The following is a 21,666-nucleotide window of genomic DNA, read 5'->3' as shown; positions in this document are numbered from 1 at the left end:
AATCTTATTTAATATCTGTAATAATTGTTCGCTCCACCAGCGCAATCAGGCTGTCCGGATCGTCGGAAGATACCGGAATCGGTTCATGTACTTTCAATTTAAAATGAACTCCGAGGCCTAACGGAAAATTTCCGTACTGAAATAATTTCCAGGAATTATTAATAGTAAGCGGCACTACCAGTGCATCTGGCATCTTCTTCAGCAGTATCTGCAGCCCTCTTACAGCAAATCTTTTTGGTTGGCCGGTACGACTACGGGTACCTTCAGGGAATATAACAGCAGAACGGTTAGTTTCTTTAAGATAGTCAGCAAATTTGCTCATTTTCAGCAAAGATTCCCGCGGATTCTTACGATCTATAAGTACAGAGCCGCCGTGCCTTAAATTGAAGGAAATCCCCGGAATTCCATTTCCTAATTCCTTTTTACTTACAAATTTAGGGTGATGATCCCTTAAGTACCATATAATAAGCGGAATGTCATACATTCCCTGGTGGTTTGCCACAAAAATACAGGGTTTTTCCACGGGGATATTGTGAGTATTTTCAAAACTGAAACGTGCACCCAAAATATCCAGACAACGCATTAGAAAGAAATTAAAAATGTCTACACTTTTCTTGTGAGCGTAATACCCTCCCAGTTTTAAAGAAATCCATTGTATGAGATGAAAGACTGCGATAGTTATAAAAAAGAAAATATAGCTTATTACCGAAAGCGGGTAAGAAAGTATTTTTTTCATCGGAAAATTTAAAAACACAAAAATATGGTTTTAAATATACACCGGGCAAGTCGAGTGTAATCTTCTGTATAATATTTTTCCTTTATTAACGCAAATCTACACGTAAGCCAATTTTCCAGTATCATGCATTGTAATTGGCTGGTACACTTCCGGTGGCTCCGGTTACGTAAATATCTTCACCATCAACAAAAATCCCGTAGGCCAGGGCATTATCTTCCAGCTAATGCAGTTCCCCATTTATCCAATAACAGGCAGTAGGGCCTGCACTATGGGAGTTATTTTTGTTGTAAAATCCAACAGCATAAACATTTTCCTTTTAGATTTGAACCTGCCAGACTTCATCATATTGTTCTGAAAGAATTAGTAAAGGCTTTTTTGAGCATTGGAATTTATCCGGAAAGGTTGCGTCAGGAACTGGAAAAATAAAAAAAAGCTGTTCAGAATTTATCCAAACAGCTTTTACACTTCAAATGAAATTATTTTTTAGCAGAACTCGTTATAAGCTCCTGTAAGATTTTCTGCAATCATTTCTGCAGGACGTCCTTCTATGTGGTGGCGCTCCAACATGTGAACCAATTCCCCGTCTTTGTAAAGTGCCATAGATGGCGAAGAGGGAGGGAAAGGAACCATATAACCACGAGCTCTGTCTGTAGCTTCTTTGTCTACACCGGCAAATACAGTATATAAATTATCTGGTTTTTTCGCATTTTGTAAAGACATCCTTGCGCCCGGACGAGCGTTAGCTGCAGCACAACCGCATACCGAATTAACTATTACTAAAGTAGTCCCTTCTTTCTTCATTGCTGCATCAACTTCTTCTACAGTATGTAATTCTTCAAAACCTATATTGGTAAGGTCTTCTCGCATTGGTTTTACTAAATCTGCTGGATACATATATTACTATTTTATATTAAACTAATTATGAACAACAAAGATACCAAATATTGTTTACGTGAGCACATCTCAAATTCCTATTGGTGAATAGGTTGAATTTATTTACGAATAAGCTTTTATAGATGCTGGTCCGGTTCTAAACTTCTATAAAATAGTATCTTTGCATTTTTAAAAAGAAATTCTTCATGATTAAATGGTTTGCGGCCCTACTTGGCTTCATGTATTTCAGGTTTGCAGGTGCAATTCTCGGTTTTATAATAGGGTCTCTTCTCGATAATTATATTCGTTCCAGCGGGGGGTTAATGGAAGGGATGTTCGGGGAACAGAAGAAAAACACAGTTTCTCCTGGAGATTTCGAGCTTAACCTGCTTTCGCTGTGCGCACTGGTTATAAAAGCCGATGGGCAGGTTTCACAAAGGGAACTTGATTATGTGCGCTCCTATTTCGTAAGTTCTTACGGTAAGGAACGGGCAAATGCTACATTTAGGACCTTCAACGATGTTATTAAAAACAGGGAGCTTTCGTCTGCCAGGATTGGGCAGTACCTGGCGCAGCGCACAAAATATCCCACCCGACTTCAAATCACTCATTTTCTCTTCGGAATAGCACAGGCAGATGGTACGGTGAGTGAAGCAGAAACAAGGATCATTCAGGAAATAGCCGGATATCTTCGTATAAGTAGAATGGATTTTGAAAGTATCAAAGCAATGTTCTTTAAGAAGACCGCTGAAAGTGCTTATAAAATTCTCGAAATAGATAAAACTGCTACAGATGCTGAAGTAAAAAAAGCCTTTAGAACCATGGCTAAAAAATATCATCCCGATAAGCTGGGCCACATGGACGAAGCTTATCGTAAAGGAGCGCAGGAAAAATTTCAGAAAGTACAGGAAGCTTACGAACAAATCCAGAAGGAGCGGGGAATGTGACCTAAAAATTATATTTTAGGTTCAACATTATATTACGTCCGGGACTGCTCACGTTAAAAGCCCTCAAGATAGACATATGATCAACATAATTTTTATTTAAAGCATTGTAAACAGTAATACCTGTTTCCAGTTGATCATTCTTCAAATAGAATTTTTTACTTAGACCCAGGTTCAGTAGCATATAGCCGGCGGTGGTCTCTTCATTTAAACCCGCTCTGTTTTGATCGCTAATCATTCTAATTTTTGAAAAGGCATAAAGTGTTTTGTCTTTTGAACCGAAGTAGCCAAGCTCCAGGTTGAAATTGTCCGGAGGAATAAAGCTCAGGTTTCGGTTGTTTTTAAGGTCTTCTGCGCGTACGAAAGCCCCGGAAAAATTCGTTACAAGCCTATGGTTTTCCAGCCAGCTGTGCTTCAGGTTAAATTCAGCTCCGTACAAAAGCGCGTTTGTTTGCAGATAAGACCATACTTCAAGGTTTTCTTCCGGAATGGTTTCTGTAGTTGCTGTAAAATAAATATAATTGTTCACCTTACTTCCAAAAGCTGAAAAATTGCCTTCAAATCTTTTTTTCCGGTAGGTATAATTTACATCAGCTTGTAAGCTTTGTTCCCTGCCAAATTGATCATTGCCTTTTTCAAACCGGCTGGTTCCCGGATGCGGGCCGTTGGAAAATAATTCGGCAAGATCTGGTGCGCGGAACCCAGTAGAGAAATTCAGTTTTAACTGATTTTTTTGGTCGAAGCTTTTGGTGGCGCCAATGGAGCCTGTAAATCCATTAAATGTTCTGGTCAGTTTCCGGCTTTCAGGATTACCCGGTAAAATAAAATCATCTGCGATTAATTCAGCAGAGCCGGCATCTGCAGTAACTTTACGATAGTCATAACGCAGTGCTCCCTGGAAGTACCAGGAATTCATATCCATACTTGCCAGGTAATATAACCCACTTTCGAAAACATCGGCATCGGGAATTAAAAATTCCTGTGATTCTTTGATGTTTCTGGTGCTTACAAAACTCCCCTGCGTTCCAAAACTATGTTTTATTTTTCCGCCGGTTAAACTTATCCGTGCATTTAAGAAGGTATGATTTTGTTGTAATCCCAGGTCTATCAGGTTAAAATTTTGTTCAATTTCCTTACGATTATTGGAGTGGTGGGAAAGGTGCAGAGAAGTCTCCAGATTTTGATGCTGTGTGCTTTGGTTATAGGAAAGCAGGAAATCTTTCACTTCTTGAAACGGCAATTGCATATCCCGGTCATTTCGTGTGGTAGCTAAACTTTGGCTATCCTGCATTTCTTCATCTAGAATAATCCCCAGGTTTTGATCATTAAAAGAAAAAGATAATTTATTCTGAAAGTTCTCCTGTTCAATTCCGGTATGGATTCTAAGGGTTTTAGTATTAAACCTGCTATTCCCGATTATTCTGTTATTGCCGTTCTTATAGTCGGCATGGTTCTCATACGCCATATCTGTGGCGAAAAAAATTCCATTCTTAAACATTTTTCCTAAGGAGCCGTAAGATCTTATTCCATTGGAGACACTGTTAAAAGTAGTACCAATATTCCCCGAGACTTTATTTGTCCCTTTGTAAAACTCGTCATCATGCGTTAGTAACACCCCTCCAAGCGCTCCCGAGCCATATAAAACTGAGGCCGGCCCTTTGATTACATCTACCCGTTTTATGCCTAAGTCGTTAATGCCAAGGCCATGGTCTGCTCCCCATTGGTGATTTTCTAATTTATTACCCTGGTAAACGGTGACCACCCGGGAAAATCCAAGCCCTCTGATAAAAGGCTTTACGATTCCCTGGCCAAACTCGGCTCCGTAAACACCGGGCACTTCCCGCAAATTTCCCATCATCCCGTTGGGATTCCCTTTATTTTCTATTCCCTGCATATCAATACTGGAGAGATTATAGGGGGTGCGACGTGTAAGTCCCGTTTGGGTATCTACAATTATAATTTCATTCAATTGGGACTGACTCACCTTAAGTTCAAAATTTTGTGTGGCTGTTCTGTTAGTGTTAATGGTGACTTGCTGTTTTAAACTTTCGTACCCCATAGAAGTAACTATTACCTGATGGTGTCCTGCCGGAATATTCTTAAGCATAAAATCTCCGTTTTCATCTGCCGTAGTTCCCCTGCTCAAACTCTTAATATAAATAGTTGCAAATTCTATGGGTAGTCCATCACTTAATATTTTTCCCGATAAATCACCTTCCTGTGACCATGTGGTAGCAGTAATTAATAAAGCTAAGGCTGTAAGTGTTTTCATTTCTAGAATTTTGACAAATATATTAATTAAATTTAGACTTGTCTAAAAATAGGTTTTTATATTTTAAAAATGTAGTTTTGGATTACGTAAATATTTATTATGTTTAGCCTTTCTGAAGAAAATTACTTAAAAGCTATTTTCCATCTGGAGCGCTCCTACAAATCAGGAGTAAGTACAAATGCTCTGGCAGAAGAGATGGAAACAAAGGCATCTTCTGTGACAGATATGATCAAAAAGCTTTCAGGAAAGAAACTGGTCAATTACCGCAAATATCAGGGTGTCAAATTGAGTGAATTAGGAAGAAAAACCGCTATAGAGGTGATCAGGAAACATCGCTTATGGGAGTATTTCCTGGTGGAAAAACTAGATTTCCAGTGGGATGAGGTACATGATATTGCAGAGCAGCTGGAGCACATAAAATCTGAAAAACTTATCAGTCAGCTGGATAAATTTTTAGGATTTCCCAAACGTGATCCCCACGGTGATCCTATTCCCGATGCCCAGGGCAACTTTGCGGTATCTAATAAAATACTGCTCGCAGAACTGGAAAAAAGTAAAACAGGAATTTGTGTGGGTGTAAAAGACTCTTCAGTAGATTTTTTGCGCTTTCTCGATAAAAATAACATTGCTCTGGGAAAAGAAATAAAAGTTTTGGAAAAGGAGACATTTGATGGGTCTATGCTCATTTCCATCGAAAATAATGAACTGCGAATTTCCCAGGTGGTCTCTAATAACCTTTATATAAAAACATATTAGAATGGAACAAATAATTACCTACTTTGAACAATTGGATCCTGTATTGGCGGCTTTTTTAGCGACATTCTTTACATGGGGACTTACTGCTTTGGGAGCCTCCCTGGTTTTTATGTTTAAGGAAATGAATAGAAAAGTATTTGATGGTATGCTAGGATTTACTGGTGGTGTAATGGTTGCAGCGAGTTTCTGGAGCCTGCTTGCTCCCGGGATAGAAATGAGTCCCGGCGAAGGTTTTGCCAAAGTTGTTCCTGCAGTTGTAGGCTTCGGACTGGGTGCCTTGTTTATTTTTGGATTGGATAAAGTGTTGCCGCACTTGCATGTAAATTTTAAGATGGATGAAAAGGAAGGTGTAAAAACTAAATGGCATAAATCTGTTCTTCTAACCCTGGCTATAACTTTACATAATATTCCGGAAGGTCTGGCAGTAGGAGTACTTTTTGGTGGCGCAGCTGCAGGATTTGAAGGTGCAAGTATTGGAGGAGCTGTGGCGCTGGCAATGGGAATTGGACTTCAGAATTTCCCTGAAGGTTTTGCGGTGGCCATGCCTTTAAGAGGGCAGGGGCTAAGCCGTTGGAAAAGTTTTAATTATGGACAACTTTCGGCTATTGTAGAACCCGTGGCAGCTGTTTTAGGGGCATGGGCGGTCCTTACTTTCGAACCTATTTTACCTTATGCGCTTTGTTTTGCGGCAGGAGCAATGATTTTTGTTGTTGTGGAAGAAGTAGTGCCGGAAGCACAACAGGGAAATTACACAGATATTTCTACTATGGGCTTCATTGGCGGTTTTATGGTAATGATGACGCTGGATGTAGGCTTAGCGTAATGTTTCGTCACAGACTTCAATATGTTAATTGTATTAGACAGAGTGAACAGCGCGTAAATATGCAATTATGTGCATGGGAGATTATATGGGCTAAGGAATGAAAATTTTAAACATTAATCTTAAGATCATTATATAAGTTAAGAAAACGTGGGAAAACCGTATTATTGGTACGGGAAAATAGATAAGATCTCAAGATAAATGAAGTATTTTAGCTCTACTACATTTTCTACCCTACTTTAAGTGTAGATTATTCTAATTATCTAATCTATTAATATGAAAAATTTTTACCTGATTTTATTGTTAACCGTATTTATTGTATCATGCCAAAAAGACGAAGTTGAAATCTTTAGTGAAGAAAAGACTCAGAAAAATGTGCTCCAGGAAATCGCATTTGAAGATTTAAGTTTCTCGATTAAAAAACACTTTGATTCTCATCACCTTATAAGACAAAAAGGAGCCAAAGGACCCGACATTTTTGGAGGTGTAAGCACGGATGTCCCCGCAAAAAAAATAATAAACGAGAATGGAACAAGTACTTATACTTTTTTATTAAAAAATATTGAAAATAAAGCATCCTCAAATATTCATTTTGACAATTTAGTTTTAATTAAAGATAATGAGGAAGAAAATTTAGTTGTAATCCGATACGAACCCGATAACGATTGGCAGCCATTCAAGAATAACTTTGATGAATTTTCCGGAAATGTCACCTTTTATACAACTACGGGGGAGAAAATCAACAGTATCTATATGAAGATGGGCATTCCTGAAAATAAAGATTATTCCTCCCAAAGCAAAGCATCATGTAGGTTTGAATTTACTGAGATGGGAACTGTGTGTACAAACGGAGGTAGCATAGGTGGGAGAGGTAGCTTTGCTGATTGGAGCTGTTCTACTTCGTACACGATGAGAATTAAATGTGGTGGTGCTGGTGGTCCCAGTGGCGGTGGAGAATTTAGTCCTGGGGACAGCAGTCCGGGATCAGGAAGTCCCGGGGGAAGCGGCTATGGAGATGGTAGCGGTGGTGGTGACGGTGGTTTACATGATTTTGAATTTGCAGATGGACATACGGCTCCTAATCTACCAAGGGAAGAGGAGGCTCCATTTGAAGTGAAGATAGATTCCTCATTTTTGAGAGTAGATAAAATAAATTGTACTTATAATAGACTAGTAGAGCAACAGTCTCTTCAAGAAATTTTAGTCGACTTTTTTGGTGAAGACGCATTATTTGATCTTAAATTTAACGTTGTTGATGATCTCAATTGCAACGGTAATGAAAATGCTTCCGGTTGTACGACACCTTTGCGAGGGGGAGCTTATCGAATTGATATTGACAGAGATTATATTAACGATCCCAATACCCCCACCATTTTTCTGGCACAAACCTTGGTGCATGAAGCCATACATGCCAATTTGTATGCCGCGGTTAAAAATCTTAATAATGGGATAACTCCAACCGACACCAGCTTTGAAGCCCTCTATGAAGATTACCGCCAGTTGAAGGGATGGCAGCATGAATATATGGCCGACCATTATACCGGGATCATGCAGGCAGCGATACGGGAAGTTCATCCTCTTTTAAACGACAGTGGATTCTTAAATGGATATGATGATAATACCTTATGGAACTGGGACAAGTTTTATGAATATGTGTCTTATAGGGGATTGGACGGCACTACTGCCGGCGATGAGTACCTTGACAATGCGGATAATCTATATCTTTATGAATCTGGAGCGGAAGGTAACTCCACAGAAACACCTAACTGCAATGAATAAAATTCTCTTAACTTTTTTAGTGATTTTTTTTCCATTTTTATTGTTATCTCAAAAAAATGATACGGTCTATATTGCATTTGACAATCAATATGAAGAAATGGAAAAATCGAACTTCACAGAAGGAGTTCAAGCTGGTTCACCAGAAGAAAAATTGGAAAAATCAATGGCCTATCTTATAAGGCAAATGGAAGAAGATACTTATGGGGCTACCAGATTCAAATTTTTTCATTCCAATCAGAGTCAAAAAACTTATGAAAAATTTGGTGGAAAACCTCCAATAATTTTAAAAAAGCACAAATCATTTTTGCAAGATAAAAAATTATTGGGTATCGAATTTTTCAGGACGACCCCTTATATTAAAGTAGCAAAGACTTTTGAGGAAGAGGATAGTTGGGAGGAAGATGTGATGATTTTTATGATAGATGCAGATGAAATCAAGAATGATAGTATTATCCTGCGTCAGGTCAGTTTTACTCGCCCGGTAAAAGAATAGAAAATCTTTGCCGACACCAGCTTTGAAGCCCTCTATGAAGATTACCGCCAGTTGCAGGGATGGCAGCATGAATATATGGCTGACCATTATACCGGAATTATGCAGGAAGCGATACGCGAGGTCCATCCCAAATTAAATGATAGTACTTTTTTAAATAATTATGTAGAACTTGATCCATCCTAATTGGAATTGGAATGACTTCTATGAATATATTTCTCATCGAGGACTTCAATTAACAGAAAAAGATAAAGAATATTATGAAAATAACATTGAGGATATAAGTAAGTATGAAGAAGGGGCTAAGGCCGATTCTACAAAAGAACCAAATTGTAATTGAAATGAAAATATTAGTAATATTCCTTATTTTTTTTTCTAATTCCTATTCCCAGATAAAGGATACGGTTTATATTAAATTTAATGACACTTTTGAAGAAATGGAAAGGGTTCAATTTTCTTTATCAAAAGAAGCCACGACCTCTTATTCTTATTTGATTGAGCAAAAAGAAGATACTTATCCTTATGATAACAAATTTCGATTTAGCCATTTTCACAGAGATCCAGAACTTCAAAAAAAATTTAACGGTAAGACCCCGATTAAGTTAAAAAAAAGCAGGGAATTTTTAAATGAAAAAAAGGTCTTGGACATTAGTTTTTTCAGGACAACCCCCTACATCAAAGTTGCTAAAACCTTTGAAGAACAAGACAGTTGGAAACAAGATGTCCTTATTTTTATGATTGATGTTGATGAAATCAAGAACGATAGCATTGTTTTACGGGAAGTAACTTTTACAAGGCCGATTAAGGAATAAAGCAATTAAGGGTATAACATATACCTTGATTTACACAATTCAGAGAAGCAGAGAAACTTAGCTACAGCCGCATCCTGAAACCCCGCAGGCTTTCTGCTTTTCAGTCTTTCTGCGGGTTATAAAAGCCGGTTTCCAGATGAATTTGCTAATCATATATCCCACTGAGATAGCGAAGGTGATAAAAACTAAAATATGTTGTAGTAATTCCATAGTAACTGAGTCGTAATTTTACTGTTTACTTACAAATTATTTTAAAAGCTGAAAAGCAGCCAAAGCAACCACATAGGCAAAGGCGCTCATAAGCACCAGTTGCAATATTGGCCATTTCCAGGTGTTAGTTTCTCTTTTTACAATTGCGAGTGTGCTCATACACTGCATGGCAAAAGCATAGAAAAGCAACAGACTTATCCCGCTGGCGAAGGTAAATAGTGGTCCTCCAAGCACAGGATTTGTTTCTGCCGCCATTCGGTTTTTAATGGTTTCTTCCTCGTCACTACCTACACTGTAAATGGTGGCCAGAGTTCCCACAAAAACTTCGCGGGCAGCAAAGGAACTAATAATCGCTATTCCAATTTTCCAATCATAACCCAGGGGCGCGACCGCCGGTTCTATTGCCCGGCCCATAATGCCAATATAGGAATGCTTCAGTTTATACGACGATACATCTTCCTGAAATTCTTCTGTAGAAATATTTTCTTCAGAATTATATTTTGTAGCTATTATCTCTTCAGCATTATGGAAATCTTCACCTGGCCCGAAACTGGCTAAAACCCACAGAATTATCGAAATTGCCAGTATAATTTTACCGGCGCCCCACACAAAAGATTTTGTTTTTTCAACTACATTAATTGCAATGTTCTTTATCATCGGTACCTTATAATTAGGCATTTCGATAACAAAATAGCTCTTGTTCTTAATATCTAATATGCTGTTTAAAATCCATGCCGAAAGAATAGCGGTTCCAAAACCTATCAGGTACAATAACATTAGAGTTAACCCCTGATAATTAAAACCTAATATTGTTTTGTCCGGAATTACAAGTGCAATAATGATAAGATAAACCGGCAGCCTTGCAGAACATGTGGTAAAGGGAACCACAAGAATGGTGATAAGCCGTTCTTTCCAATTTTCGATGTTCCTAGTCGCCATAACTGCGGGAATAGCGCAGGCAGTACCAGATACCAGCGGCACAACACTTTTACCACTTAATCCAAACCTTCGCATAATCCTGTCCATTAGGAAAACCACGCGGCTCATATAGCCTGTCTCTTCTAAAATGCTGATAAAAAGAAAGAGGAAAGCAATCTGCGGAATAAAAATGATGATTCCCCCAAGTCCGGGAATTATACCTTCTGCCATAAGATCTGTAAAGACTCCTGGTGGAAATGTATTGTTTACCAATTCACTTAGAGAAGCAAAGGCTTCGTCTATGAGATCCATGGGGTAACTGGACCAATTGTAAATGGCTTGAAAAATCAGCATTAAGATAGACAGAAAAACCACATAGCCCCAAACTTTATGGGTTAGCACCCTGTCCAGTTTAGCTCTTAAATCTGTGGCGGCATTTAAATCTACAGTCAAAGCCTGCTTTAGAGTGCCGTTTATAAACTGATACCTAAGAACGGTTTCTTTTTGCTGGAGACGTTTTAAGTCGCTTTCAGACTTTGTGTTAAAATCTGTAGATTTATGTAGTTCCTTTCTATTTATATTACCGAAGTTAACATCTTGTGTAATTACCAACCAAAGCTTGTAAATAGATTGATTAGGAAAGGCTTTTCGAAGTCTATCGAAATAATCGGGATCAATTATAGAAGCATTTAAGCAAGGCTCTGTAGGAATCTGCTTGTGATTTATAATCATCTCCTTGAGCTCATCAATCCCCTGATTTTTTCTGGCACTTACCAGAGCAACTTTAGTTTTTAACCGCTCTTCAAGCATTTCAATATTCAGTGAAATACCTTTGCGAATCATTCGATCTGCCATGTTAACCACAAGAATCGTGGGAATGCCCAGATCTTTAATCTGAGTAAAGAGGAGCAGGTTTCGTTTAAGATTTTCAACATCGCTTACTACAACAGCAACATCTGGATAATCCTTGTCATTTTTATTAAGCAACAGCTCAATTACCAAATTTTCATCCAGGGAAGAGGCGTTAAGGCTGTAAGTTCCGGGAAGATCAAGAATGTGAGCTTTTAACCCACGGGGCAATTTGCATATCCCTTCTTTCTTTTCTACCGTAATACCGGGGTAATTTCCCACCTTTTGGTTTAATCCTGTAAGCTGGTTAAAGACAGAGGTTTTCCCGGTATTGGGATTTCCTATTAATGCGACATTAATTTGTTTGCCCATGCTAATCGATTAGTTCAATTTCAATGTGCAATGCAGTTTCCTTCCTAATGGCAAGATGGCTACCGTTAACATTTAAGTAAAGGGGGTCTCTAAAAGGAGCTATTTGTACCAGCTCTACCTCGTTCCCTGGCAGGCAACCCATTTCCAAAAGTTTAAGCGGAACATTATCAGCAGAGAATTCTTTTATAATTCCCTTTTGTCCTCGCCTGAGATGTGCTACGGTAACTTTCAATGTTATTTAGATTGATTTTAAACAAGGCAAAAGTAAGGGAAATAAAAATGGTAGAAAAGCCTGAAGCTTATTTATTTGTTCTTTAAAAATTCAATATCTGCCATAAGTTTTTCGATAGCTTCAGGATCTGTGCCGTCGTAAAAGCCACGTATTTGTCTATCCTTATCCACAAGAACAAAATTTTCTGTATGGATCATGTCATATTTTCCACCATCTCCTGTACTTTTTGTAGCGAGATAAGATTTTCTGGCGAGATCATAAATCTTCTTTTTATCACCCGTAACAAGATTCCATTTCCCATCTATTACACCTTTTTCTTCTGCATATTTTTTTAACACGGGTACGCTGTCTGTCTTTGGAAACACAGTGTGTGAGAGCAGGAAAACTTCAGGGTCATCTTTTATCTTCTCCTGTATTTTAACCATATGATCTGTCATAATGGGGCAAATGGTAAGGCAGGTCGTAAAGAAGAAATCGGCTACATAAATTTTATCTTTATAAAACGCTTCGGTTATAGTATCTCCATTTTGGTTCACAAGTTCAAAATCTGCAATTTTGTGATACTTTCTTATATATTGAACAGTAGTATCCACCAATTCTGCATTCACCATGTCTGGTTGATAAATTGGTAAAGTTTTTTCAGGTTTAAGCAGCGAATAAATACTAACCAGTATAATTGCCGACAGAATGGAAAAAACTATGGCAAAGGTTTTGTAACGCTTAAAAAACTTTAGCATGAATAAAATTTTGATGCAAAATTAACTGCTGGGAATCAAATAGTCGCAATTGGAAGCAAAAAATTTCAGAAATGCGAACAGTGGTAGATTAATACTTTTCTAGTAGTTTTTAAAAAGTTACTTTTGTGCGATTAAATTTTGAAGTTTAAAGAATGGATCCATTTGCAGTTAAAGCAATACAACTTTTACTAAGTTTATCATTGCTTATTGTATTACACGAATTTGGGCATTACATCCCCGCCAAGATATTTAAAACACGAGTAGAGAAATTTTTCCTGTTTTTCGATGTAAAATTTGCGCTTTTCAAAAAGAAAATAGGCGATACTGTCTACGGAATTGGGTGGCTGCCGCTTGGTGGTTACGTAAAGATTTCCGGGATGATAGATGAGAGTATGGACAAAGAGCAGATGGCGCAGCCGCCACAGCCCTGGGAATTCCGTAGTAAACCGGCATGGCAGCGTTTGATCATTATGCTGGGAGGGGTCACCGTAAACCTGGTATTGGGTTTCGTTATTTTTATGATGATCCTTTTCGTTTATGGAACCCGTTATGTTGGTCCTGAGCAGATGCCCGATGGTTTTGCAGTAGTAGACGAATTTAAGGAATATGGTTTTGAAGATGGAGACAGGATCATGGAGGTGAACGGAACCAGCTTTGAAAATAGCCTCGATATTAACCGCCATCTTTTTATGCGGGATGTGACTTCTATCACCGTTTTACACCAGGATGGAAGTGAAGAAACTATCTCTATTCCAGAGACCGTTGGTGCCCAAATGTGGGAAGAAGGAATTATGCAGCCTTTTGTACCTATACAGTCGCCGGTACTGGATACCGTGGTGGCAGACAGGGCAGCAGCGTTGGCCGGTCTTCAGCAGGGAGACAGCATAATTTCTTTGAATAGTCAGGAAATCGGTTACTGGCACGAAGTAAGTCCTATTACAAAAGGAAATCCCAATAAGGAAATAGAAGTGGTTTTTGAACGTGGCGGTGAGATTAAGGGTGCTATGATTACTCCAGATGAGGAGGGATTAATAGGCGTGGCAGCGGTTCGAGGTTTCGAGTTCGAGAAACGTGAATATGGCTTTGCCGAAAGTATTTCTGAAGGTTTTGATTACGGTTACTGGACATTGCACGATTATGTTGCCCAATTTGAATATGTTTTTACCAAAAAAGGTGCTTCTCAACTTGGAGGTTTCGGCGCGATAGGCGGCTTGTTTCCTGATACCTGGAACTGGGCCGGTTTTTGGCATACAACTGCCTTTATTTCGATAATATTGGCTTTTATGAACATTCTGCCGATTCCGGCTTTAGACGGTGGCCACGTCGTGTTTTTGCTTTATGAAATGATCACCGGAAGAACACCAAATGATAAGTTTATGGAAGTAGCACAGTTAATTGGCTTCGTTATCATTTTTGCGCTTGTGCTTTACGCCAACGGAAATGATATTTATAAATGGCTGTTTGAATAAACTTTGAATTGAAGGAGAGGTCTCCAAAATGACAATTTTCGTGTTTCTGAATATTCAGTTTTAGAAGTCGATTTAAAATATCCCATTCGATAATTGGCATTTTCAGGCAGTCTCTTTATTTTTTCAGAAGATGTCTTTTTTAGGTTTTAATACCTTCAGAAGGACTTAAAATCACCTACTATCATGAAGAATTTTATCCTCATTATATTTCTTCTCTTTTCCCTGCAGGGATTCTCTCAGATTTATGACCCTGTAGAATGGTCGGCGAGTGTTGAAAAAGTTTCAGAATCCGAAAATGAATATCTACTTATTTTTTCTGCGGAAATTGAAGCGGGATGGCACCTTTACGCCCAGGATGTTCCTGAAAACGGACCAATTCCCACTACTTTCTCATATGAAAAAAATGACAATTATGAACTTTTAGGAGAAACGGAAGAAGAGGAGGGCATAACAGTAGATGATCCTGTCTTTGAAATGCGCATAAAGTATTTTGAAGATAAAGCCTCCTTTCAGCAACGTATAGTTTTACTGAAAGAAGCGGCTATAATAAATGCTTCTGTAGAATTCATGGTTTGCGACGATGAGCGTTGCTTACCACCAAGCCTGGAAGAATTTACTTTAACAGTACCGGCTGGCGGCATAAATCCTTCCGCAGATCCTTCAATTTTTAATGATAATGTAGATTTAGAAGAACCTGTAGATATTTCTAATGAAGTAGAAACCGGAATAACTTCTGCAAAGGAGAACAAAAATGGATTGTGGAGTATCTTCTTTATTGCCTTCCTTTCAGGTTTTGCGGCACTACTTACGCCCTGCGTTTTTCCTATGATTCCCATGACGGTGAGTTATTTTACCAAGCAAAGTAAAACCCGGGCAAAGGGAATTCGGAATGCAATAATTTATGGGATTTCCATTGTTGTTATTTATGTTTTGCTTGGAACAGCCGTAACTGCCATTTTTGGCGCAGATTCTCTAAATGCACTGGCGACTAACGTCTGGTTTAACCTCATTTTCTTCGCCATATTGGTCATTTTTGCGATCTCATTTTTTGGGGCTTTCGATATCATGCTTCCCAATTCCTGGGCCAACAAAGTAGATTCCCAGGCAGATCGAGGAGGGATAATTGGCATTTTCTTTATGGCGTTGGCGTTGGCAATTGTGTCCTTTTCCTGTACCGGTCCTATTGTGGGAACATTGTTAGTGCAGGCCGCTTCAAAAGGAGGAATTGCACCAATTGTGGGAATGCTGGGTTTTTCTTTGGCTATTGCTTTGCCGTTTGCGCTTTTTGCTGCCTTCCCGGGGTGGATGAACACACTGCCAAAGAGCGGTGGTTGGTTAAATACCGTAAAAGTTTTTCTCGGATTCCTGGAACTGGCGCTGGCTTTCAAGTTCCTTTCTCAGGCAGACCTGGTGCTACAACTGCACCTTTTGGAACGCGAAGTGTTTATCGCCATCTGGATTGCGATTTTTGGAACGCTTGCCTTATATTTATTCGGAAAAATAAAACTGCCACATGATTCTCCGCTGGAATCCATTTCAGTAGGTAGACTGATAATGGGATTGTTGGTGCTCACATTTACAATATATCTTATCCCGGGGCTTTGGGGAGCTCCGCTGAACTTTATCAGCGCTTTTCCGCCGCCTCTGGAGTACAGTGAATCCCCGTATGGAGTAGGGTACACAAAAAATGTAGCTTCAGGAACGGCAGCTAATGCAAAATTACCCGAAGGCGCGCACCTGATGCCTCCGCACGACATCCTGGTCTTCAACGATTTTGAAAGAGGATTGGAATATGCTGAAGAGGTCGGTAAGCCGGTAATGCTGGATTTTACGGGATGGGCGTGCGTTAACTGCAGGAAAATGGAGCAAAATGTATGGCCAAAACAGCGCATTTTGGATATTTTGAAGAACGATATTGTCCTTATATCACTTTATGTGGATGATAAACGAGATTTACCTGAAGAAGACACTTATACTTCAGAAATCACAGGAAAGGAAATCACTACGGTAGGCCAGAAATGGAGCGACTTTCAGATTAGCAGGTTTGAAGCAAATGCCCAACCGTTTTATGTGCTACTGGATGCCAGCGGAGAAAAACTTAACGAGCCCGCAGCCTATACTCCAGATCCCGACGAATATTATCAATGGTTACAGGAAGGAATTTCTGCTTATAAAGATTAGTATTCTCCTGAACATTTTTAGAACCATTCAGATCTAAAGCTTTAGATCGATAATTGTCATTTTTAGGCTCTCTCTTAAAAACTCTAATTTCCTCTAATAGAAGTCAATAACTGGCATTTCAGGGCATCCATCATTTTTGATGATTGTATTTCCTGCAAGTTCTTTTTTGATCTTGTAGGGTATAAGAAAATAATCAAACCTACAAGGTTTCTAAAACCTTGCAGGAGGTCGATAATCGTCATTTTCAGGCTCTCATCTTAAAACCAAAGAATTTTCCACTTTACACTCTCCTCTGATTAAAGACAGATAATTTCCATTTCAGGACATACATTATTTTTGCTGAAGAACTCTGGAAAGGGACGGCACGTTAATTTAAGTAATCGATCGGTCCAGGTGGGTATAACCTCCGTCTACCACCAAATGCTGACCCGTAGTATGCGCAGATTTTTCTGAAAGAAGGAAAAGAGCGGTATGGGCAATTTCCTCGCTGGTCGTCATTCTTTTACCTAAAGGGATATTCTGGATTATGTTTTTCAGTTTTTCTTCGGGATTATCAAAAGTAGCAATCCAGTTGTCATATTGCGGAGTCTGAACTTCAGCAGGAACTATCGCGTTTACCCTTACTCCGTAAGATAGGAGCTCTACAGCCCATTCCCGGGTCAAAGCAAGTTGTGCACCTTTGGCGGCAGCATATCCCGAAGTGCCTCCCTGGCCGGTAATTGCCGTTTTAGAACTGATGTTTACAATACTGCCTTTGGAAGCTTTTATGTGTTTAACGCAATAATGCGCCATTTCATAATAATGGTTAAGGTTGGAAATAACCGAATTTTTAAATTTTTCAGGAGTACCATTTTCCAGGCCAATGCCGTCATTCGTGCCGGCATTATTAACCAGTCCGTAAATCTTACCGAATTTTTCAACAGTTTCAGCAACAATATTTTTACAGGCTTCAGGATCATTAAGATCGGCCTGAATAAAATGTCCATTCTCACCTTTTTGCTGAAGCTCCTTCAGAAGTTTCTTTCCGTCTGCACTGGTGCGGCCAATAAATACAGGAATTCCCCCTTCCGAGGCGATTCCTTTTGAAATGGCTTTCCCAATTCCCTTGGTACCTCCTGTAACTATAATTACTTTCTCCTGAAGTTCTAAATCCATATTATCATTCTATTAATTCTGAATTTATGTCTAAAATAGTCGCTTTTCCTGCCTTCATTTCTACCTGAATTTTGTTTTCTCCATATTTCACCTGAACGGTTTTATCTTCTTCTGAAGTTAACTTCAGTTGTTCCAATTTTCCATCTTCCCATGCAATATCCACTTCAATATTTCCCCGTGCTTTAAGACCTTTTATTTTTCCATTTGGCCATTCCTCAGGAAGGGCAGGTAAAATCCTTAGAAAACCTTCGTGCGATTGCAGCAACATTTCGGCAATTCCGGCTGTAAATCCGAAGTTTCCATCTATCTGAAAAGGAGGATGGATATCCAGTAAATTAGGATAAATAGAACGCTCCATAAAAAGTTGGATATTTTCGTATGCCGCTTCAGGATTTAATAGCCTGGCGTAAAAATTTATGATCCAGGCACGGCTCCATCCCGGCCCTGCGCCGCCATGCTCCAGGCGATGCTCAATGGTTTTTCGGGCGGCTTCAAATAATTCCGGATCTTCGCTGGTAATATCATCGCCCGGATGTAAAGCGTATAAATGAGAAATATGGCGATGGCCTTTTTCAGGTTCTTCATATTCACGGTCCCATTCCAGAATTCTTCCGTATTTTCCAATTTGTATTCCGGTGCGTAATTGCCCGCGCTGATCTTTTATCTTCTGAATAAAATCATCAGATTTTCCCAATATTTGAGCAGACGCAATGGTGTTATCAAAAACTTCAGCAATAATCTGATGGCCCATAGCAGTGCCGCGGGATAGGGCAGCAGGCTGTCCATCTTGAGCCAGATAACGATTTTCAGGTGAGGTTTCGGGAGTGGAAATTAAGGTGCCGTCACGCGGATCTTCAGTAAGCCAATCTGAATAAAATTCAGCATAAGCTTTTAGAGCGGGATAGGCACGTTCTTTTAAAAAGGTGGTATCCTGCGTGAACTGGTAATGCTCCCAGTAATGTTGCGCCAGCCAGCCACCACCATGAATCCAGGAACCCCAGTAAGCTGTTTCGGCCTGCATCCAGGGAGATGCCCAAAGATCTGAAGTTTGATGTGCTACGGTGCCGCTCATTCCATATTGTTCTTTGGCAAGAATTTTTCCTCTTTCTATAAGTCTATCAGTAAAATCAAAAAGTGGTTCCTGAAGTTCGCTAAGGTTTGTGGGCCCTGCAGGCCAGTAATTCATTTGCAGGTTGATGTTGAGGTGATAATCAGCATTCCACGGCGCCTGGATATCTTTATTCCAGAGCCCTTGCAAATTCGCAGGATTTGTACCCGGGCGGGAGCTCGAAATCAACAAATATCGGCCATATTGGAAGAGTTTTTCTACCAAATCACGGTCAGACTGACCGTCTTTTACCCGTTGAAGTCGCTCTGTGGTAGAAAGTGTATCCGGTTCTTTTTCACCTAAATCTATAGATACGCGGTTAAAATACTGCTGGTAATCTTCAATATGTCTGGACAACAAAGAATCGTAATCTTTACTCTGAAGACTTTCAAGGGTTCTTTCATTATTCGAAATATAATTGTCATGATAGAAGGAAGTACTGCTTACAATGTATAATATAGCCTCCTGCACATTTTTAAACGTTAGCGTACCGTTTTCAGAAGTTACCGAGCCTTGTTTTATATCAGCTTCAAGAATGGTTTCAAACTTTACTCCGTAATCTATCTCTATTGGCTCAGAATTTTTTGCGCCGGCATATTGGGTAACCATGCCGCGCATGTTGAGCACGTTATTTTCAGGGGAAGTAACTTCTACGGTGGGATGCCCGTTATCATCAGGACGGTTCATGCGGAGTTTGAAATTAATTCCATCAGGATTTTCCGTTTTAATCCGAACGATAAGTACATCGTCTGGTGCTGAGGCAAATACCTCCTGAGAAACTTTATGGCCACCAGATTTCCAGGAAGAGCTGGCCACAGCTTTTGCAAAATCCAGGCTGCGCTTATAATCATTTACATCCTTATTCTGATATTCTATAAACAAATCGCCCATGGTTTGATGGGAACGGGCTACGCCTTTAAATGAAAAATGTTCTACGATAAGACTATCGGCAAGATGCACTTTACCTTCGTTTACCAGTTTTCTAATTTCAGCGAGATCTTCCGGTGTACCTTTACTATTACCCCAATCCGGTCCACCAGGCCACATAGAATCTTCATTTAGCTGAATCCTTTCGCTCTTTGGATCGCCAAAAACCATTGCTCCCAAACGGCCATTTCCAACCGGAAGAGCATGATCCCAGTTTTCTGCCGGACTTTCATACCATAACAGGTTTTTAGAAGTTGAATCCTGGGAATGGCTACTGAATGGAATCAACATAAGGGCAAGCATCAAAAAAAGTGGAATGAACCGATTTTGCATGGCTTAGATATTGTAGAATTTCTGCGCGTTTTTGAAGAAAATAGCTTCTTTTTCGGAAGTGCTAAAAATGGAGGTGTAGTCTTTAAGAAGGTTGGTAACGCTTTCGTAGTCCCCGGCCAATGTGCATACCGGCCAGTCGGAGCCAAAAAATATCCTTTCTGTTCCGAAAAAACTGAAAACGGTGTCCAGGTAAGGTTTAAAATTTTCAGGTTTCCAGTTTTCCCAGTCGGCTTCTGTGACCATTCCTGAAATTTTGCAGTGAACATTTGGAAATTGTGCCAAACGTTCTATATTTTGCTTCCAATCCTGATATTTGATGTTTTTGATATCCGGCTTTCCCAGGTGGTCCAATACAAACGCCTGCTCCGGGAAATCTTCTGCCAGATGAATAATAGAATTGAGCTGACGATAATCTACCAAAATATCATAGGTAAGGTTGAATTGCTGAAGTTTTGAAATTCCGTTCAGGAAAGTCTGGTTCAGGCAAAAATCATTCTCCTTATCCTGAAGAACATATCTGATGCCCTTTAGATACTTGTTTTGGCTGAATTTTTCCAGTTTCTTAACTACATTGCCAGCGGTAAGGTCCACCCATCCCACAACTCCTTTGATAATCCCATTTTCTTCAGCAAGTTTCAGAAGAAATTCGGTCTCTTCTTCAGACTGATCTGCCTGTACGGCAATACAGCCCTTCACGTCCTGATCCTGAATAGCGTTTTTGTAATCTTCAGGCGAAAAATCCCGTTTTATGGCACCCATAGATTCATTAATCCACAAATCGCGCTGCGGATTGTATTTCCAGAAATGCACATGGGAGTCAAAGATCATTATTTGTAATTTTTTACGTGTTGTTTGGAGGTTCCAAGGCCATCTATGCCCAGTTCCACCACATCTCCTTCTTTTAAAAAACGTTGCGGCTTTAAACCCATTCCTACTCCTGCAGGTGTGCCTGTAGAAATCACATCACCGGGAAGCAGTGTCATAAACTGGCTAACGTAGCTTATCACTTCAGAAACGTTAAAAACAAAATCTGAAGTGTTGCTGCTTTGCTTCGTTTCTCCATTCAGTTTTAGCCAAAGGTTGAGGTTGTTGGGATTCTTAATTTCATCTTTGGTGACCAGCCAGGGACCTAGAGGAGCGAAAGTGTCACAACTTTTACCTTTTACCCACTGGCCGCCCCTTTCAATTTGAAATGAACGCTCACTGTAATCGTTGTGCAAAACATATCCTGCCACGTGATCTAGAGCATCTTCTTCGGAACAATAAGATGTTTTTTTGCCAATTACTACGCCTAATTCCACTTCCCAGTCAGTTTTAGTGCTGTTCTTCGGAATAATTAAATCGTCATTAGGCCCCACAATTGCGGAAGTGGCCTTAAAAAAAAGTACCGGTTCCTTTGGTGCTTCGGCTCCGGTTTCCTCGGCATGTTTTGCATAATTTAGACCGATGCAAATAATTTTGGAAGGTCGGGAAAACGGACTTCCAAGACGGGTGTCTTTGGTAATTTCCGGACAATTTTCAGTATTATCTTTTAGCCAGGTTTGCAGGTTTTCTATTCCCCCGGTTTGAAAGAATTTTTCATTAAAATCGTCAGTGAAGGCAGAAACATCTATTCGTTTGCCATTTTCCAGTTCCACACCCGGTTTTTCTTCATTTATATTTCCAAAACGTATTAATTTCATATTTTAATTTT

Annotated in this window: 18 protein-coding genes; 8 read left to right on the top strand and 10 right to left on the bottom strand. The window is 39.6% G+C overall.

What is annotated here, in order from left to right; genetic code table 11:
- Positions 1-4: 4 nt before the first annotated feature.
- Entirely contained in the window at positions 5-736 is a 732-nt protein-coding gene (locus RM541_RS03610) for a lysophospholipid acyltransferase family protein (protein WP_311498857.1), read from the bottom strand.
- 483 nt (positions 737-1,219) lie between these two features.
- Entirely contained in the window at positions 1,220-1,630 is a 411-nt protein-coding gene (locus tag RM541_RS03605; protein ID WP_311493754.1) for a BrxA/BrxB family bacilliredoxin, read from the bottom strand.
- A gap of 185 nt (positions 1,631-1,815) precedes the next feature.
- Here RM541_RS03605 and RM541_RS03600 point away from each other — a divergent pair, with 185 nt between their 5' ends.
- Entirely contained in the window at positions 1,816-2,556 is a 741-nt protein-coding gene (locus tag RM541_RS03600) for a TerB family tellurite resistance protein (protein WP_311498856.1), read from the top strand.
- Position 2,557: 1 nt separating this feature from the next.
- On the opposite strand, the gene RM541_RS03595 is transcribed toward RM541_RS03600, so the two are convergent.
- Positions 2,558-4,825: a TonB-dependent receptor gene (locus RM541_RS03595; RefSeq protein WP_311498855.1), complete on the bottom strand. Its 2,268-nt coding sequence runs from the start codon at positions 4,823-4,825 to the stop codon at positions 2,558-2,560.
- Between the two features lie 99 nt (positions 4,826-4,924).
- Between RM541_RS03595 and RM541_RS03590 the strand changes: the two genes are divergently transcribed.
- The 5 genes from RM541_RS03590 to RM541_RS03570 all read left to right on the top strand — a co-directional run bounded on the left by RM541_RS03590 (position 4,925) and on the right by RM541_RS03570 (position 9,482).
- On the top strand, positions 4,925-5,581 hold the full coding sequence (locus RM541_RS03590) for a metal-dependent transcriptional regulator (RefSeq protein WP_311498854.1): 657 nt from the start codon (positions 4,925-4,927) through the stop codon (positions 5,579-5,581).
- Position 5,582: 1 nt separating this feature from the next.
- Entirely contained in the window at positions 5,583-6,404 is an 822-nt protein-coding gene (locus RM541_RS03585) for a ZIP family metal transporter (protein ID WP_311498853.1), read from the top strand.
- Between the two features lie 273 nt (positions 6,405-6,677).
- Positions 6,678-8,180 (top strand): hypothetical protein, encoded by a 1,503-nt coding sequence (locus RM541_RS03580; protein WP_311498852.1) that lies wholly within the window; start codon positions 6,678-6,680, stop codon positions 8,178-8,180.
- Complete coding sequence (locus RM541_RS03575; protein WP_311498851.1) at positions 8,173-8,673, top strand: hypothetical protein; 501 nt, start codon at positions 8,173-8,175, stop codon at positions 8,671-8,673. The genes RM541_RS03580 and RM541_RS03575 overlap by 8 nt, the downstream gene beginning before the upstream one ends.
- A 434-nt stretch (positions 8,674-9,107) precedes the next feature.
- Complete coding sequence (locus tag RM541_RS03570; RefSeq protein WP_311498850.1) at positions 9,108-9,482, top strand: hypothetical protein; 375 nt, start codon at positions 9,108-9,110, stop codon at positions 9,480-9,482.
- 246 nt (positions 9,483-9,728) lie between these two features.
- Here RM541_RS03570 and feoB read toward each other — a convergent pair whose 3' ends face one another.
- The 3 genes from feoB to RM541_RS03555 all read right to left on the bottom strand — a co-directional run bounded on the left by feoB (position 9,729) and on the right by RM541_RS03555 (position 12,800).
- Complete coding sequence (gene feoB, locus RM541_RS03565; protein WP_311498849.1) at positions 9,729-11,831, bottom strand: ferrous iron transport protein B; 2,103 nt, start codon at positions 11,829-11,831, stop codon at positions 9,729-9,731.
- Position 11,832: 1 nt separating this feature from the next.
- Entirely contained in the window at positions 11,833-12,063 is a 231-nt protein-coding gene (locus RM541_RS03560) for a FeoA family protein (protein WP_311498848.1), read from the bottom strand.
- A 71-nt stretch (positions 12,064-12,134) separates the two neighbouring features.
- Positions 12,135-12,800: an SCO family protein gene (locus RM541_RS03555; RefSeq protein WP_311498847.1), complete on the bottom strand. Its 666-nt coding sequence runs from the start codon at positions 12,798-12,800 to the stop codon at positions 12,135-12,137.
- A gap of 152 nt (positions 12,801-12,952) precedes the next feature.
- Between RM541_RS03555 and rseP the strand changes: the two genes are divergently transcribed.
- Entirely contained in the window at positions 12,953-14,269 is a 1,317-nt protein-coding gene (gene rseP / locus RM541_RS03550; protein WP_311498846.1) for an RIP metalloprotease RseP, read from the top strand.
- Positions 14,270-14,452: 183 nt separating this feature from the next.
- Positions 14,453-16,450: a protein-disulfide reductase DsbD family protein gene (locus RM541_RS03545; RefSeq protein ID WP_311498845.1), complete on the top strand. Its 1,998-nt coding sequence runs from the start codon at positions 14,453-14,455 to the stop codon at positions 16,448-16,450.
- A 372-nt stretch (positions 16,451-16,822) separates the two neighbouring features.
- Here the strand turns inward: RM541_RS03545 and RM541_RS03540 are convergent, their stop codons facing one another.
- The 4 genes from RM541_RS03540 to RM541_RS03525 are packed head-to-tail and all read right to left on the bottom strand — an operon-like array spanning position 16,823 to position 21,655.
- Complete coding sequence (locus RM541_RS03540) at positions 16,823-17,605, bottom strand: L-fucose dehydrogenase (protein ID WP_311498844.1); 783 nt, start codon at positions 17,603-17,605, stop codon at positions 16,823-16,825.
- A gap of 4 nt (positions 17,606-17,609) precedes the next feature.
- Entirely contained in the window at positions 17,610-19,973 is a 2,364-nt protein-coding gene (locus RM541_RS03535) for a glycoside hydrolase family 95 protein (protein WP_311498843.1), read from the bottom strand.
- Between the two features lie 3 nt (positions 19,974-19,976).
- Positions 19,977-20,801, bottom strand: coding sequence for an amidohydrolase family protein (locus RM541_RS03530; protein ID WP_311498842.1), 825 nt, complete (start codon positions 20,799-20,801; stop codon positions 19,977-19,979).
- The gene (locus RM541_RS03525) at positions 20,801-21,655 is read right to left on the bottom strand and encodes a fumarylacetoacetate hydrolase family protein (RefSeq protein ID WP_311498841.1); all 855 of its coding nucleotides are present in this window, start codon (positions 21,653-21,655) and stop codon (positions 20,801-20,803) included. Before RM541_RS03525 ends, RM541_RS03530 begins: the two co-directional genes overlap by 1 nt.
- Positions 21,656-21,666: the final 11 nt, after the last annotated feature.

The sequence above is a fragment of the Autumnicola psychrophila genome, assembly GCF_031846645.1.
In the GTDB taxonomy this organism is placed as follows: Bacteria; Bacteroidota; Bacteroidia; order Flavobacteriales; family Flavobacteriaceae; genus Autumnicola; species Autumnicola psychrophila.
The sequence above is the reverse complement of the archived record's forward strand: the minus strand, read 5'-3'. Positions and strand labels throughout refer to the sequence as shown.